Raw genomic sequence first — 15325 nt, 5'->3', positions numbered from 1 at the left:
GTGCCTCACACCGCTTTTCCTACCCGCCTCTATTGCACTATCCGGCGAGCTCGGCGAACTGAGGCACGATGACGTAGATCAACGTGACCGCCTCGTAGAGCGCGCCGATGACCAGCAGCACGAACGCGGGCAGGACCAGCCAGCCGAACTGCTGGAGTCCACGAAGGTAGCCCCAGCGCCGGTTGGAGGCACCGACTGTTCGGGGGAAGATCCAGGACCGACCGAGGAGATAGGCGCCGAGGGCGAGGAGCACGTAGGCCTCTATCTCGATGACCACCGTCACGAGATGTGGGAGCATCGCGCCCCAGAGGTCCGATCCACTTGCGGCGAGGGTCAGGCCGATCTCGGCCACTGTGTAGCCGAGATAGGCAATGCCGGCGAACGGCACAACGAGGGAGGGCACGACGATTACGGCGCCGACGTTCACTACGTTGTTGAAGAGAATCGCCAGCGCGAAGAACCAGACGTTGCCAAGAAGCGGCGCGATTTGGTCCGCCGTGCCGTCCTCGACGAGCCCGTTCACCTGCTTAGCGCTCAGGTCAGGGAAGAGCATCCCCACAATGAAACCCGCCACCAACAGCCCGAACAGCGCTACGTTCAGGACGACTAACGTTCGGCGGTTTTCGCGAATGATCTGGAATGGTCTGAGAAGGACGTTGGTGCGTCGTTTGGTCGTTCGGAAACCTGCTTGGGTAGTCATGCGACCACTCAAAACCATATTCCAACCACAGAGTCAAGGGGGACTATCGGTGGCGGCATTCATGTCGCGCCTTACGTCACGTAGACGGATCCCTCTGCGGCTTACTCTGAGATCGAGATGACCACTTTCCCGTGTACGCCGTGGGTTTCAAGTGCGGCATGTGCGTCCGCAGACCGGGCCAGCGGAAAGACGCGATCGAGTACGGAGCGGATCTCTCCCCGCTCGACCTGTGCGGTGAGCCGCTGGAAGTCGCGCCGTTCAGGCTTGCCCCTGAAGAAGCGGATGCGTCGAGCGCCGAAAGCCGCGCTGGCGGCAATGGTCACAAGGCTGCGTATTGGCGCCTCCTTGTCGAAAGCGATCGACACCATTCTTCCGCCCGGCGCCAGCAGGCGGCGAAACGCGAGCAGGTCACTCCCGTGCGTATCAAAAATGACGTCATACCTGCCCAGCTCCTCGCGCGGCGTTACCCGGTAGTCGTACACGGCATCAGCTCCCAATCCCCTCACGAATTCTTGGCCGGACGCACCCGCGAGCGCCGTCACGTGCGCCCCGAGCATCTTCGCGAGCTGCACGGCCACGCTGCCGACGCCACCTGCCGCACCCCGCACAAGCACTCGCTCACCGCGCTGCACGCGGGCCTTTTCCACGAGACCGGTATAAGCGGTCGTGCCGCCGGCGAGGAGCGTGACCGCGTCCTCCGGAGTCAGATTGTTCGGTGCCCGCGCGATCTGGATCGCGGGAACACTCAGGAACTCGGCGAGCGAGCGGGGCCCTCCCCTCTCATCGACTATGCCCCATACCTGGTCGCCGATAGCCAGCCCGCCAAGATCGGCTCCGGGATCTGTGGCGATGAGTGTTCCGGCAAAATCGATCCCGAGTTGCTTTGGAAAACGACGGCCGGTGAGAAGACCGAGCTTGCCCGACCGAAGCAACAGGTCCGCGCCGTTGACTGAGGCGGCGTCGACTCGCACAAGGACCTCTCCTGCTCGCGCCTCCGGCCTCGGAAGAGTCCCCTGATAAAGTTCCTCCGGGTTGCCGTACCGATTGAACAGGACTGCCCGCATGCTCTCCATGATGTGCTCCTTGCAATATTTGACCACTAAGTGGTGTGGCCTCTCCACTTGCAGACGATAGCATGTAACTGGACAGGGGTTACCACTTACAGACTTCGCCCCACCGGTATCGTGCTGAAGAGAGAGGACAGGCCATGGCTGTTGCCGAACGTCGACTGCGAGCGGACGCCGCGCACAATCGCCAGCTGATTCTGGACGCCGGGCGCGCTGCATTTGCCAGCGACGGAATTGACGTCTCGATGGCCGAAATTGCGCGGCGCGCTGGTGTGGGATTCGCCACAGCGCAGCGCCGTTTCCCTACGAAAGACCACCTGCTTCGCGAAATTATCGCTGAGGAGCTTTCAGGCATGCAGGAAGCAGCTACCGACCCCGCTTCCGCAGGCGACCCCTGGGAGGCATTCACCGCATCGATTCGCACGTGCGCGGCTCATCAGGCTTTGCACCCTGGCCTTGCGGGCGCGATCGCTGACAGCGTGAGCGCCGCAACACTGACGGACCCGCAGGACACATCGGCTCGATGTTTGCCTCTATCGCCCAGCACGCCACCAACGCCGGAATGCTGCGTCACGACGTCACTGTGGGCGACGTGCTCGCTATCCTCCAAGGGAACGCGGGAGTGATCGCCCACTCGCCCGGGAATGAAATACCCGCCTCGGCACGCTTCGTCGAGCTCGCGCTGCGCGGTCTTCGCACCGACTAAGCGCGAGCGAGCGTCATACATACGCCACCCCAGTGGACTGGCGTCGTCAGAGATAAGCCATGCGCCGCCCTTATGACGCTATCTGCAGCACTGACCGCATCTCGCGAAACTTCTGATCTCCTTCGCCCGGTCGAGGAGCGCGGCGGTGGTGACCGCGGTCGCTACCGTGCGGCGGAACATGTGCGGGGTCACCCCGTTGATGCCGGCACCCTCGAGAACCTGTCGCAGCTGACGGCGCACGTTTGCGGTGGTCAGCGGGGTGCCGTCCCGGGATTGGAACAGCAGTTCATCCAGGCCCATGCTCCCGACTTTGGCGAGCCGCCGGCGGACCGCGTCGGAGGTGAAGGTGGGGAGGGCGATAACGCGGGTGGGCTTCGTTCTTTTTGGGTGGTCCTGCCGGGAGATCTACTCCCCCTTGCGGCTGACGATGGTGCCGGCCAGGCAGATGGACGGTACGGGGCTAGTGATGTCGATGTACCGGCGGCGGATGGCCAGGACCTCACCGATTCAAGCGGACGCGCCGAGCATCACCTCGATCATCGAGCCGATCTTGCCGTCGGGCTTGGGGCCGGAGATGTGGTCGGCGGCGCTCTCCCGCTGGGCGATCGTCACGCGGATCACGTTGGCCTCGGGGGCCATGAGCGCGGCGGGGATGTGCGGCTCGCGGTGGAGGCGGGCGACGTGGTCCATCGGGTTCCGCGGCAGAACTTCGTGCCGCACAGCTCCAGGGCGAAGCGCAGCACGACCCGGGCCTGTTTGGCGCGATTGTAGGACGGCCTGGCCAACTGCCTGATGAACTTGTCGCACAGTGCCACCCCGATCTCCCGCAACGTCAAATGGTCGAACGCCGGTGAGACGAGCGTGTGCCTGCCGCGCTCGTACAGGTTCCGAGTGGCCCGGGAGACCCGGCCTTCCAGATCGGTGCCCCCCAGCCAGTAGATCACCAGGACGCTGAACAGGCTGGCCGGCGACAAGTTCGTGGGCTCGCTGGTGGGAGATCCAGGCGCGCACGTCGGAGATGGCGAATTTTAGGTGTTTGCCGAACCGGTAGGCGGGGCCTTTGCCGTCCACCGGCCAGTCGTAGACCGTCGGAATCAGAATGCCCATATAGGACGCCAGCTCGTGGACGTCCACCAGGGGCTCCAGGCCCCAGTCGTCGGTGAAAAGAGAGGTCGAGTTCTCGTATCTCTTAACCAAAAAGTCCCGGAAACCCTTGAGTTTCCGGGACATTTGGTGGGCTGTTCACGAAAGGCAGCAGGACAGGGATCGCGCCAGATCGTGTGTGTCGTTTTCCTCCGCGATTCCCGGATTTTCCTCCACTTACTTCAACCGCGCTGAGCCGCACTCCTCCGAGTCGTGTTTGCACGGTCGGAGTTGGAAGCCTTTCGGCGCGATGGGGAGCCCATTAGAGGCGCGGCACGAAACCGCAAAGCTCCCCAAAGCGCGATGGTTAGGAGCACTAGCGCGCATTGGAAGGACCTGACTGGCCAGAACTTGGATTATTGCGGGCGCACTCGAGACCGAAGTGCATAGACAAGGCGATCAACCTTGACTCTGTCTGTCGCCGGCGCCAAGTACCTCGTCTCCTTATCGATCGCGTCCGCCAGCTCGAGAAAGCTAACCGCATCCCAAGCTCCCGCAGAAAACGCCCACGTATTCCCCGGCCTCGAAGAGGGAAATGCTTGTGCAGCTGAACGTCCCTCGCTATCGAGGAATACCCACGCGGCCTTCTCTGCGTCATCAAGTTTCACGTCTTCGGGAATCCATCGACGTGAGACTCTGTAAGCGTCGATCTGGGCAATCCCAGCGCGGACTCGACCCTTTGGATCCATCTTCGAATGCCCTATACAAGGTAGGAAACAAGTCTTCTCGTCATGGAAGTCAATATCGGAGTTCGCGTCAATACCCGCAGCATTAAGGATCTGACGAGCCGTCGGGTCATCGAATTGTCTACCGGCCTCTCCCGCAAACTGGCCACCAATTCGAATGTGATTCAGGGACGTCGAGTTACCTTGGGCGCCACATTTGATCTCGACCACGACACGGATCTGGCCTTCGTCATCGAACAGCATCAAGTCTGGCCGGAACGCCCCTTTCGTGTACCCATACAGGTGGCGTTGTCCCGAAGTACCGCCGAGGTCTTCCAGGAGCGCACGCGTTTGACTGGGCAACATCGAAACCAGTGCTCTGACGACGGCATCGGTTGCGTCCCTGTGAGTGGTGTGGTTTCCCGCTCTTGAGCGTTGCTTCGTCAACGTAAAGAGCCACCGTGGGAGGGTCAGTGAGTACCGACTAAAGCAACTCACAGAAAGACACAAACCACGATGGCTCTAGACCAGTCTGCCCTGCTCGACCTGCTGGGAGAACTCAAACTCACCGACGTCACCGACCGAATTCGGGTCGCGACGGAAACTCTTTACCAAGAACTCATCGATGCGGAAGCGACCGCGTTCATCGGTGCCGCCCCGTTTGAGCGCACCGGCGACCGCACCACCCACCGCAACGGCACCCGACCGAGGACCTTGTCGACCACCGCCGGCGACCTCGATCTGAAGATCCCGAAGCTACGCGCTGGGTCGTTCTTCCCGGCTCTGCTTGAGCGGCGTCGCCGGGTCGATCAGGCGTTGTTCGCGGTCGTGATGGAGGCCTACGTGCACGGCGTCTCGACCCGCAAAGTCGACGACCTCGTCAAAGCGCTCGGCGCTGACACCGGGATCTCCAAGTCCGAGGTATCCCGGATCTGCGCGGGCCTAGACGCCGAGGTCGCCGAGTTCCGCGACCGCACCCTCGCGGCCCAAGACTTCCCCTACGTGTTCCTGGACGCCACCTACTGCAAAGCCCGGGTTGGGCACCGGATCGTGTCCCAGGCCATCGTCGTCGCGGTCGGGGTCGCCGCGGACGGGCGCCGGGAAGTGCTGGGCTTTGACGTGGGTGACAGCGAGAACGAGGGCTTCTGGACTAGCTTCTTGCGGTCGTTGAAGACCCGAGGCCTGGACGGGGTCAAGCTCGTCATGTCTGACGCTCACACCGGGCTGAAGAAGGCCATCGGCACCGTCTTCCAGGGCGCCGGCTGGCAGAGATGCCGGGTGCATTTCATGCGCAACGTCCTCGCCGTGATCCCGAAGGGCTCCCAGGACATGGTCGCCTCGATCATCCGCACCATCTTCGCCCAGCCCGACCAAGAGCACATCGAGAAACAGTTCCGCGAGGTCACCACCATGCTGGGCCGCTCGCACCCGAAGGTCGCCGCGATGCTCGTCGACGCGCAACCCGACCTGCTCGCGTTCGCCGGGTTTCCCCGGCGGCACTGGCGCCAGATCTGGTCCACCAACCCGCTCGAACGGGTGAACAAAGAGATCAAACGCCGCACCGACGTGGTCGGTGTCTTCCCCAACGCAGCCGCGCTGCTGCGCCTGGCCGGGTCGGTTCTGATCGAGCAGCACGACGAGTGGGAAGCCGGCGAACGCCGCTACTTCTCCGAAGCATCCATGCTCGAGCTGGCCACCATGAACAACCCCACCGAGGTAATCGACGAGGCGGTGATCCTCCCAGAACTAGCCGCCGCCTAAACTAAAACAACTGACCCGCACGGTGTTGAGAAACTCCACCACTCAGCGGGACGTGACCACGGCATCTGCGACTTCAGTCTCAAGACGATCAAAGACATCCCACAGGGCGTGGTTGACGCCGAACTCGCCGGCTATCGGCGCTGTGGCATCCCCATACGTTTCAGACATTTCTGGATTTGGCAAAGAGAAACACTTCCTCAATCTCTCTCGTCAGGGCATCAGGTCGCCCCACCTTGATTTCTTGCACGCTCAATTCGGAAACGAGCCGTGCACGCATATATGCCGCCATCCTGCCCTTTGATACTAGGGCCACGACGCTTACACGCGCCCTGGAACCGGGTGAGGTGGCAGGTGACGGGGCCCGCCTATTCCGAAGTCGATTCCGTTGCGACGTCGGGATGCTCATTGAGCCACGCCGAAACGTAGGCCCGGCGATTCTCAGGGCTCGCTTCCGCTCGCTGCAATGGTTCCATGTCGCCTGCTGACTCGATGAACGGCACCAGCTCGTCGCGCACTGCCGACAGGCTTATATTGTTGCCCGCCCATCTCGGGTCTAACGCCGAGATCGTGGCGATAGGACTTGGAGAGACTGGTCGTTTCATAAGACGTCACCAGAGAATTCAGCGACCTCCTGGGTCGTTGTGAAGCCCCAAGTCTGACGCCGCTCCTTTTCAAACATGGATTGAGGCGGCATCACTCTCCGGATGGAACACCCACGACCGACACGCGGCACACGTAAGGGGCGTGTGAATGAGGGTTTCGTTCTCCCGCACGGACAGCTCCCTGCACAATTAGGCGACAGCCGACCGATCCACGGTCACGAATTTGCCTGAAAGATGCATACTGCCAAAAACGCCCTGCCTCGTAAGCATGGGCGGCGCCGCACCGCACCGCTGCCAAATTAGACGCAGCCCCGTTCCCTGACCTCGTTCGAGAGCCCGCATCTCCCCAGCCTGCAGCAGCCCTAGTCGACTAACTGGCGGTGGAGGCCGACGGCTTTGTCCGACTCCCCGGAACTGCCACCGTCACGATGTGGCGCGGCTCCGAGTCCCCAGGGATCGCGAAGGTAGTGTGCCCCATCAACGACCGCAGGTGCGCTGCCGGCCCACCCTTCTTGAAGGCCTTATGGCGTAGAGCGATAAGGAAACCGACCATGATGTCGTTCCCTTGATAGCTCGCAGCTTGCTTGAGGTACGCAGTCTTGTCATCCATCGATACCTGGGTGCTGTCGACCTTCATTTCTATGTGAATGGCGAAGCGGTCAAACTTCAAGCGCAAATCGACCCTGCCGCCGCCAACATGCGAGACTTCGTACTCTGCGCGAGCACCGAGGTTTCCGACCAGATAGTTGTAGAGGTCCTCATGGATTTCGATCTCCTTCGCCGCTTCGTCGAAGAGATATGGATAGTGACCAGAATCCGCCGCCGTTCGGCTCACAACGAAGTTCAGAATGAGTAGCAAGACCTCGTCAAAGAGCGGAATCACTTCACCTTTGTAATCGGAGCACTCCACCAACTTTGCCCGGATGCCGTCAAACACCTCCCTCTGCACGATGTTCAAGTACCTGCGCCCGTCCGCAACGCCGTCCATACCTTCGGCAATAGCCTCCTGTAATTCCAAAGGCATCTGCTGTAGCAGGTTCTCTTCTACCGATCCAGGCCTGACGAGACGGCTAAGCAAAGCGGGGAGCGGCGGCAACGGGGCGCCGCCTTCGCCTTTTCCCGGCGCCCCTTCCCCCTTCGCCGTCCGCCGGACGATCTCAATAATTTGGTATGCAGCATCCCGCTGCTCTTGGAGGGCCTCATCGCTTTCCTTCGCAAGGCGTGCGTCGAGAATAGCCGCATGCTGTTCAAGGTTGCTGAGATGACTGGCCTTAGTCGCGAAACCCGCCTCGATTACAGGCTGAACCAAGTCCTGAACGCCAGCGATGTCACCCTCACGACGATGAATTCTGAATGATCGATCGCTCACATACACGTTCAAGAGTGCGCCGACAATTACCTCGGCCTGATAAAAGGCGTCCTTCGCAAACTCGACCCGAAGGCGGTCAAGATCGCCGGCAAAGTTAGCCCAGGCCGCGAGCGACACACTCTTACTTTCGACATACCAGTGGTCAAGCCCGTGCCCACCGATGCTGAATCTGAGTACGCGGGCTTGAAGGTCAGCGATTGCACTTGCCGAAAGTGCCTTGCTCCCTAACGCTTCCGACGGAGTTCCCGAGATGATGGCGCGAATAAGTTCCCGAAGAGCGTCCATCACCGACAGCATTATCGACGCATCGGGCCGACCATATGCTTTAGCTGCAACGTCGAAGAACTGGTAGGCGTCGTCGACGTAGGGGGCCATTTCCTTGATCGAATCGGCGCGCAACGAACGAAGGACCGAGACCATCCCAAGCACCCAAGTCGCATCCGACTCCACCGCCACTGAAAGTACCGGATCTGCACCGTCCACTGGGTCCAGGCCTCCCAAGGCGCGCACACAACTTATAAGGCTGTCCGCTTCTGGCCAGATATCCACTGCAGTACCAATAGACCGGACTGCTGCCCGCGCCATAGGTAGGACCGTCGGAGTCGAGAATCGTTCGAGGAGCGCGAATAGGCCAAACCGAGAACCGTATCCGGCAGCTGCCACGCGGGTCAGCACTTCCAACGCATCAGCTGAGGCCATGTCTGCGACCGGCTCACGACTTCCGATGGCGAAGAAGCTCTCCACGATTGGTAACAAACCTGCGGCCAGGCGGTCACCTGTCACCCGCGTCGCGCCCTCCGCATCGAGCAGAGCATCAATCGAATCCCGAAACAACGCTGGCTGAGATGTTGCCAAGACAGTGTCAACAACTGCTAGCAGAGCGGCAGTAGCGAGTCCGTTCGGTACCGCGCCGGCGTCTCTTGCGACTAGTCGCGCCAGAAGTGGAAGCGTCGGTTCGCCGACAAGAGTTCCGACGTCCAACGTGATTCGTTCCCAACCGCCAAGGACCTCGATCGAATTCGCCGGGAATCGACGTCCCGCGGAGATCTGGGCAAGACGCATCAATTCGGCAGCGAGGGCGTTCGCCACTGGCGCGCTCACGAGGGACCTCCGTTCAGCGAAGTGCGCGTCGTATGAATGGTGCCGGATGACCTGTCAGACAGATAAACCGTTGTCACCAGACATAGTCGTTGCCTGTCGCGATTATGCGGTTCTTAAAGTGAAGTAACTCTTCCAGCGGGCCGGTATTTCTAGTCGCGACAATGATCTGCATTGGCGCCTCGCGCGCAACCTCAAGGAGCGCGGACACCATTGTCGCCAGATCACCGTCCGGCATTTCCTCCGCAGCGGGCGAATCAAGTAGCAGGAAGCCAGGGTGCCTACCGATGTTCTCGGCGTAGCCGTGTTTGATGAGAGCGATGACCGTGGCTATCTTAACTCGAAGTTGTTCCCCCGGCGTCAGCTGCCCGTACGACGCTGGGTCGCCGCCCTTGCGAAGGCTCAGGTTGGCTGCGCCGTCCAACTTGAAATGGCTCAAGCTGTCGCCGCCGAAGCTTACAGTTAGACGCTCAATCTCCCCTGAGATAGTCATCAGCAGTGGATCCTGGTGGAGCTTCACCCACCTGGTCAAGACTTCGACAGCACCCTCCGCCACCGCAAGATGAATTGGGTCGACAGGCATCCCCGCCGCTGGGGTAACAGAAAGCGCTAGTGCGTCAACTGCTCCCTCGGCCCTCGCAAGCTCAATCTCTAGCTTCTGCCGCTCCCGCGCTGCAGCGAGCAGAACGGTATCAAGCACCGCCTCATTGCTAGCTACTTCCCGCGCTTCCGCTAACTCGTCACGGCGACTGCGCAGCGGCGCTATTCCAGACTCAGCGGATTGAAGAGCGTCTGACAACGCATCGATCTCGCTGCGCGGCGCCGGATGCTGCTCGTCTGACTCCGCGACGTTCACGGAGGCGGAATCGACCAGCGATGACGCCACAGCAATGTCTACGGAAGCGGCAATCACGACTTTCGCCTTGAGCGCCTCCAGGTTCAGATCGCTGGTGCATACAGAGCATTTATGCTCATCCGGTTCCGCAGCCCGTCGCGCTTTGGTCACCGTGGCTGTGCACCTCGGACAGACTGTTGGCTCCATCTGATGGAAGAATTTCGTCAGCAAGGAATGCTCGTACTCTGTGTGCTGGCGAGCCTTCGCTGCCTTTATTTGCTGCCGGATCGTGTCTGCGGCGACCGACCTATTCAGCAGCTGAGTCTCGAGTGCGTGAATCTCGAGTGCAATGTCGCCGGCGCGTAGGCTCGCTGCAGTCGTCTTGGCCAGATCTGGAGTACCGGCGGGCAACGCCGCGATCTGGGCCTGAAAATCGTCAACCTTCTTCTGTGCTTCAACCCGAGCAGCCCCAACGGCATCCGTGGCAGTTTTCGTACGTTCTTGATTGGCCTTTTGCTCCGAAGCCAGTACCCCGGCCACAGTCGAAGCCGCCGCAAGGACCGGTACCCAATCTGTACCGATAAACATCTGCATCAGCCTGATACTAAGTACCGGCTCCTTGCCGATGATCGACTTGAGGTATTTCGGACGCACCCAAAGAGCGTTTACGTATGACGCCCATTTATGCGGTACTGCCTTGCCTGCCTGCGACACTGTGAAAATCTCCAACCGAAGTCGGTTGAGCATCACAGAGCTCATCGCATCTTCGAATGAGTCACCATCGAACCTGGCGACCACGTTCTCTGCGCCTCCGTCATCCCGGAGCGATGTAACCCTTCCGTTGTTCGCGACCCCGTTCTCGGCGTCGAACGAAACCCGGAGTGTCTCGTTTCCAACCAACCAGTCCACCTCAACATGCTCAATCCATCGGCGAGTATCTGGCGAGAATTCTGTGCAACGGCCAGACAGCGACCACAGAAGCAAATTCATTATGGTCGACTTACCCCGGAGATTCCGCCCCGAACCGATACCGTTCACGCCTTCCTGCGGCTCCCATTCGAAAGCAAACGGCACTAAGGCACGGGGTACCTTTTCATCTACGCCCTCATCGGCAACATTGGTCTCGCCCGTCCATACTGAGGCATCGTTCAGTCCAGATTCCGCGCGTTGCTCAGCGTCGTTGAGTCCGAGCTCGAGCTGGAATCCTGTTGCCCCTACCTCTTCGATTGGATGACCCTCAGCGTCAGGGTGCTCCGGAGGAAGACGCTTCGTGCCACTGAACGCCACCCGTTTGACTCGAAGACCGACTGGCACGCCCTTTGAGGCCGAAGTGGGAATGCTCAGGTCTTCCAGCACCTTGTCGACCGTAGGTACCTCAATACTGAGCCGTTTGGATTTCTGTTTCCGACTGAGACGTTTGACAATCTCTTCAGCAAGCGCGCTCATGCTTCATCTCCTGTTACGCCGCCGATTGCGGACACTCCCAATTCACTCAACCGCTTTCGAACACGATCAGAAATCGACGCGATTTCGAGGCCAAGCTCCGTACCTGCGTATGTCGCTTGCTCGTACTGGCGCTCCTTGAGTTTGGATCCAACCGTGTCTTTCGCCACCAGCGCCACGAGGCCAGCTTGGCGTGTGTACCAGCTCAACACGGGGTCTTTCTCGAGTTCGACGACAGCTTTGGCCCCCTTCTCGTTGAGAAACAGCATGTTGCGCTGGCTCTTTGACCCGACTTCGCCACTGCGTCGAAATGTCGCGAGACCGTAGGTCTCCAGCAACGCGACCGCGTCGTCAATGGCTTCATAAGCGCCGTAGAACCAGCGCGGCATCGGATACCAATGGAGGTCTGGCTCGGCTCCGTCGAGAAGGTCGCTGGAAGTTGTCAAATAGGAGCTGTCAAGATTCCCCGACTGAACCTGGCTTATGAGCTCGTCGGCCAAGTAGTCAGGATTCCGCATCCAGAAGTCCATTGCTTGCAGGCGGAGTTCACTCCGCACAACCCGAACCGAGGAATCGGGGTCGCCATCAATTGTCGCCTCACCACAGCGGTCCAGCAGTACCATAATTCTGATGGCATGCTGCGTGCGCGTGGCAGAGGGTCGCTCACTACCAACGCTGAAATCGCCCATCATCGGCACTAAATTCTTTCCCCCCACGCACACTGTGCACTTTAGGTAGAGCGTACCGAAGTTTTTCCTGAGAACGACGCCTATTGGCATAGATACGCTACGGACCGTCAGGCACTACTCCCGTGCGCGCTGAGCCGTAGTGTGCACCGCCGAAAACGCCCTGTTATGCCAGTAGGGCCGAAACCCGCCAGACCGGCCCAGTTCCACTCGTCGCTCCTCAACGCGCCTGCCGCGGAGGTGGTGCGCCCGCGTTAAATGTCCTCGCCATACCGGTGGGTTCGGATCAGCCAGTCCTGGTAGCTGAGCAGAGTCACCTTTGCTGCCGTCCGGGCGTCGTACGCGTTGTGCCCGGCTTGAATCCGCCCCTGCGCGTAGTCGAGGTACTCCGCAGCGTGTCAATGGCCATTAAGAACTGCCCGTAGGCGGCCAGCAGAATTGCCCGCTGGTGGCCACGGAAACTGCCCACTCATGGCCAACAGATCTGCCCACCTGGGTGTTGGTGGCCTTGGCCATGCGCGGTCGTCGTTGGTCTAACTCATCTTCGTGACGCCCTTCCCGGCGAGGGCCTGGGTGAGGCGGATCGAGTCGCCCGAGGTCTGGCAGACGTGAGCGTGGTGCAGGAGCCGGTCAACGGTCGCCGTCGCGAGGGTCTTGGGCATGAGCTCTTCAAAGCCGGCCGGGTGCAGGTTCGACGAGATCGCGATGGACCGTTTCTCGTAGGCGGCATCGACGAGTCGATAGAGGCCCTCGGCCGCGTCAGCACCCACTTCGAGAAGCCCGATGTCATCGATCACGATCAGGTCCGAGCGCAGGATCCGGGCCACGACCCGGCCGACGGAGTCATCGGCGCGGTGCGCGCGAACGAGGGCGCCGAGGTCTTCGAGGCGGAACCACGCGACCCGCATGCCGGCCTCGACGACTTGCTGGCCGAGGGCCTCGAGGAAGAACGTCTTCCCGGTCCCAGAGGGGCCGCAAACGACGACGTTCTCCTTCCGGCCGATCCATTCCAACGTCCGCAACGCCTGCTGGGTGGGAACCGGGATCGAGGACGCGGCCTCGTCCCAGGTATCGAACGTCTTCCCCGTCGGGAACCCCGCCGCCTTGCGCCGGGTGGCGAGCATCGACCGGGACCGGCCGGTGACTTCCTCAACGAACAGGGCCTTGATGATCTCGGCCGGTTCCCATCGTTGCGCCCGGGCGGTCGCGATGAGCTCGGGGGCCAGGGCGCGGGCGTAGGGCATCTTCAGCTGCCGCATCAACGCTTCTAGTTCGGCTGGAAGGGCGGGTGCGGCGGCCTGGGTGACGCTCATGCGCTCTGCTCCAGCTCGTCTCCGGTGGTCTGACCGATCGCAGCCCACCCGGCGGTGCCCTGCGCCAGCGAGCTGGTCTCGGTCGCCGACCGCGCCGGCGGGCGGGCGCCGCCCGCGTTCAACAGGGAGGCGAGGTCGCCGGTCGCGAAGCGACCGTAAGTGGCAGCCTGGCCGAGGGCTTCGTCGACTCGGGCAGTGCCGCTGATCTTGGCCAGCGCAACGGCCTCAGCCATCTTCACGTTCATCCGAGCGGTGCCGACCGCGGCGGCCTCGAGCAACCAGGCGTGCGCGCCGGCGCCGATGGCCAAGAACTCAGTCTCGGCAGTGCTGCGCGGAGTGATCGTGTAGTCGCCCGGGACCTTCTCCTTGTGGTCAGGGAAGTGAGCGTCGTCGATGCGGGGACTGCCGGGCCGGGCCCGGTGGTGCCGGGCGACCTCGACGGGGCCGTCGCTGCCGACGTGGACGATGACGACCTGCTCGTCGGCCCCAACACCGTGGCTGCGAACGAACACGCGGGCGCCGAGCAGGTGCGCCGGGACCGAGTACTGGCCGGTCTCGAACGTGACCATTGGGGTGTTCTCCGGAACGGCTCTGGTCAGACCGAGCGCGACGGTGTGCGCAGTGTCGGGGACCCGGTGCAGCCGGGGCCGTTCCTCCTCGAGCATCACCGCAGGCTTCCGCTTCGTGGCGCGGTGCTCCCGGTTGTTGACCAGGGCCATGAACGCTTCGCAGGCCGCTTCGACCTCAGCGAACGAGGCGTATTCGGCCCGGAGGTTGGTGTCTTTGGGCACGATGTCAGCCTTGGCGAGCTTCACCGACGACTCCACCCCGCCCTTGGAGGCCGGGTCCGCGGGCTGGCAAGTCAGCACCGTCACCCCGTAGTGCCGGGCGAACTCGACCGTCTGCGGGTTCCGCACCGGCACCCCGGCAACATGGGAGACGGTGACCGTCTTCTCGTTGTCGGTCAGCACGTAGGTCGGGGCCCCGCCGAGGAGCCGGAAGGAGCGATCCAACGCCGCGAACACGCTCGGCGCGGTCCGGTCGCGCAGCGGGATCACGATGCGGAACCTCGCCCAGGCCAACCAGGCGACGAACAACACCGTCTTCTTGCCGTCGATGACGGGGCCGTCGCCGAAGTCATACTGCAACCACATGCCCGGCTCGGTGATCCAGGGCCGGTGCACTCGCACCTGGCCCAGCCGGAACGCCGCGCGGACCTGCGCGACCGCCCTCCGAGTCGACCGCTCTGACCCGTCGTAGCCCAGCGCGCGGAGTTTCTCGTGGGCTTTGTCGGCACGGATCTTGCCTTTCGACTTCTCGACCCACTCCTCGATCTTGGGCATAAACGGGTCCGTGACCCGGCCCCGGAACGCGGGCTCGGCGATCGGCCGGCCCGCGTCGCGGGCCGCGACGTGCCGGGCAACGGTGTGGTGCGAGCAGCCGGTGAGCTCGGCTGTGGCGCGCAACGACCCGGTCAGGTCGTAGGCAGCGAGTATTTCCATGATTTCTCCGTCAAACTTCATTCAGGGCCTCTTCCTGGGCGACTTTGATGCGACTAGACACCGTCATCAAATCCCAGGAAGGGGCTCCCGCCGTGTAACCGGGCGGGGGTTCAGAAATAGAAGTGGGCAGATCTCATGGCCACCAGCGGGCAGTTCTACTGGCCGTCAGTGGGCAGTTCCGTGGCCGCCTATGGGCAGTTTGGCATGGCCGCTAACAGCAGCGTAAATGGACCACTCCGGGCTATAACTGAGCGCGTCCCCCGCCCATGACGGTGCCACGTCTATCCACACCACACCGCCGGCACCGTTGCCTACCGCATCAAAAATCGAGTGGTGCAGATGCCCCCACCCTCGGGGAGTGAGCTGGCGAACCCGGCGCACCGACGCGTACGACCGCGTCATCGTATCTTTCCATGCGGCCTCATCACACTCCGC

Annotated in this window: 13 protein-coding genes and 2 pseudogenes; 4 read left to right on the top strand and 11 right to left on the bottom strand. The window is 61.8% G+C overall.

What is annotated here, in order from left to right; translation table 11 throughout:
* Positions 1-37 precede the first annotated feature (37 nt).
* Both KY500_RS04135 and KY500_RS04130 read right to left on the bottom strand, forming a co-directional pair.
* Entirely contained in the window at positions 38-553 is a 516-nt protein-coding gene (locus tag KY500_RS04135; protein ID WP_219902448.1) for a hypothetical protein, read from the bottom strand.
* A 248-nt stretch (positions 554-801) separates the two neighbouring features.
* Positions 802-1773, bottom strand: coding sequence for an NAD(P)-dependent alcohol dehydrogenase (locus KY500_RS04130; RefSeq protein WP_255579779.1), 972 nt, complete (start codon positions 1771-1773; stop codon positions 802-804).
* A 134-nt stretch (positions 1774-1907) separates the two neighbouring features.
* Here KY500_RS04130 and KY500_RS19725 point away from each other — a divergent pair.
* A pseudogene (locus KY500_RS19725) lies at positions 1908-2087 on the top strand (helix-turn-helix domain-containing protein); the annotation flags it as partial.
* Between the two features lie 203 nt (positions 2088-2290).
* A complete protein-coding gene (locus KY500_RS19125) occupies positions 2291-2473 on the top strand; it encodes a hypothetical protein (protein ID WP_255579778.1) in 183 nt (60 codons plus the stop codon).
* A 78-nt stretch (positions 2474-2551) separates the two neighbouring features.
* Here the strand turns inward: KY500_RS19125 and KY500_RS04120 are convergent, their stop codons facing one another.
* From KY500_RS04120 to KY500_RS19720, 3 genes and pseudogenes are all read right to left on the bottom strand, one after another.
* Positions 2552-2833, bottom strand: a complete 282-nt coding sequence (locus KY500_RS04120) for a tyrosine-type recombinase/integrase (RefSeq protein ID WP_255579915.1) — start codon at positions 2831-2833, stop codon at positions 2552-2554.
* A gap of 147 nt (positions 2834-2980) precedes the next feature.
* Positions 2981-3163: a hypothetical protein gene (locus KY500_RS19120; RefSeq protein ID WP_255579967.1), complete on the bottom strand. Its 183-nt coding sequence runs from the start codon at positions 3161-3163 to the stop codon at positions 2981-2983.
* Between the two features lie 315 nt (positions 3164-3478).
* Positions 3479-3703, bottom strand: a pseudogene (locus KY500_RS19720) (hypothetical protein); the annotation flags it as partial.
* 644 nt (positions 3704-4347) lie between these two features.
* On the opposite strand from KY500_RS19720, the gene KY500_RS04110 reads away from it, so the two are divergent.
* Complete coding sequence (locus KY500_RS04110) at positions 4348-4713, top strand: hypothetical protein (RefSeq protein WP_219902445.1); 366 nt, start codon at positions 4348-4350, stop codon at positions 4711-4713.
* An 84-nt stretch (positions 4714-4797) separates the two neighbouring features.
* Positions 4798-6042: an IS256 family transposase gene (locus tag KY500_RS04105; protein WP_219901179.1), complete on the top strand. Its 1245-nt coding sequence runs from the start codon at positions 4798-4800 to the stop codon at positions 6040-6042.
* Positions 6043-6407: 365 nt separating this feature from the next.
* Here KY500_RS04105 and KY500_RS04100 read toward each other — a convergent pair whose 3' ends face one another.
* The 6 genes from KY500_RS04100 to istA all read right to left on the bottom strand — a co-directional run bounded on the left by KY500_RS04100 (position 6408) and on the right by istA (position 14911).
* Positions 6408-6557 carry a hypothetical protein gene (locus tag KY500_RS04100; protein WP_219902444.1) on the bottom strand — a complete coding sequence of 50 codons (150 nt, stop codon included), beginning with the start codon at positions 6555-6557 and terminating at the stop codon, positions 6408-6410.
* Positions 6558-7014: 457 nt separating this feature from the next.
* Entirely contained in the window at positions 7015-9114 is a 2100-nt protein-coding gene (locus KY500_RS04095) for a hypothetical protein (RefSeq protein WP_219902443.1), read from the bottom strand.
* Between the two features lie 73 nt (positions 9115-9187).
* Complete coding sequence (locus KY500_RS04090) at positions 9188-11392, bottom strand: ATP-binding protein (protein ID WP_219902442.1); 2205 nt, start codon at positions 11390-11392, stop codon at positions 9188-9190.
* Entirely contained in the window at positions 11389-12081 is a 693-nt protein-coding gene (locus KY500_RS04085; RefSeq protein WP_219902441.1) for a hypothetical protein, read from the bottom strand. The genes KY500_RS04090 and KY500_RS04085 overlap by 4 nt, the downstream gene beginning before the upstream one ends.
* A 527-nt stretch (positions 12082-12608) precedes the next feature.
* Positions 12609-13388 (bottom strand): IS21-like element helper ATPase IstB, encoded by a 780-nt coding sequence (gene istB, locus KY500_RS04080; protein ID WP_219902440.1) that lies wholly within the window; start codon positions 13386-13388, stop codon positions 12609-12611.
* A complete protein-coding gene (gene istA / locus KY500_RS04075; protein WP_219902439.1) occupies positions 13385-14911 on the bottom strand; it encodes an IS21 family transposase in 1527 nt (508 codons plus the stop codon). Before istA ends, istB begins: the two co-directional genes overlap by 4 nt.
* Between the last annotated feature and the right edge of the window lie 414 nt (positions 14912-15325).

It is taken from the genome of Cryobacterium sp. PAMC25264 (assembly GCF_019443325.1).
GTDB lineage: Bacteria > Actinomycetota > Actinomycetes > Actinomycetales > Microbacteriaceae > Cryobacterium.
Note: the sequence above shows the minus strand (reverse complement) of the source record. Positions and strands in the feature narration are given on the sequence as shown.

Coding starts and splice junctions, on each gene's coding strand:
- KY500_RS04135 (WP_219902448.1), bottom strand. CDS start 553: ATGCTCTTCCCTGACCTGAGCGCTAAGCAGGTGAACGGGCTCGTCGAG.
- KY500_RS04130 (WP_255579779.1), bottom strand. CDS start 1,773: ATGGAGAGCATGCGGGCAGTCCTGTTCAATCGGTACGGCAACCCGGAG.
- KY500_RS19125 (WP_255579778.1), top strand. CDS start 2,291: ATGTTTGCCTCTATCGCCCAGCACGCCACCAACGCCGGAATGCTGCGT.
- KY500_RS19120 (WP_255579967.1), bottom strand. CDS start 3,163: ATGGACCACGTCGCCCGCCTCCACCGCGAGCCGCACATCCCCGCCGCG.
- KY500_RS04110 (WP_219902445.1), top strand. CDS start 4,348: ATGGAAGTCAATATCGGAGTTCGCGTCAATACCCGCAGCATTAAGGAT.
- KY500_RS04105 (WP_219901179.1), top strand. CDS start 4,798: ATGGCTCTAGACCAGTCTGCCCTGCTCGACCTGCTGGGAGAACTCAAA.
- KY500_RS04090 (WP_219902442.1), bottom strand. CDS start 11,392: ATGAGCGCGCTTGCTGAAGAGATTGTCAAACGTCTCAGTCGGAAACAG.
- KY500_RS04085 (WP_219902441.1), bottom strand. CDS start 12,081: ATGATGGGCGATTTCAGCGTTGGTAGTGAGCGACCCTCTGCCACGCGC.
- istB (WP_219902440.1), bottom strand. CDS start 13,388: ATGAGCGTCACCCAGGCCGCCGCACCCGCCCTTCCAGCCGAACTAGAA.
- istA (WP_219902439.1), bottom strand. CDS start 14,911: ATGAAGTTTGACGGAGAAATCATGGAAATACTCGCTGCCTACGACCTG.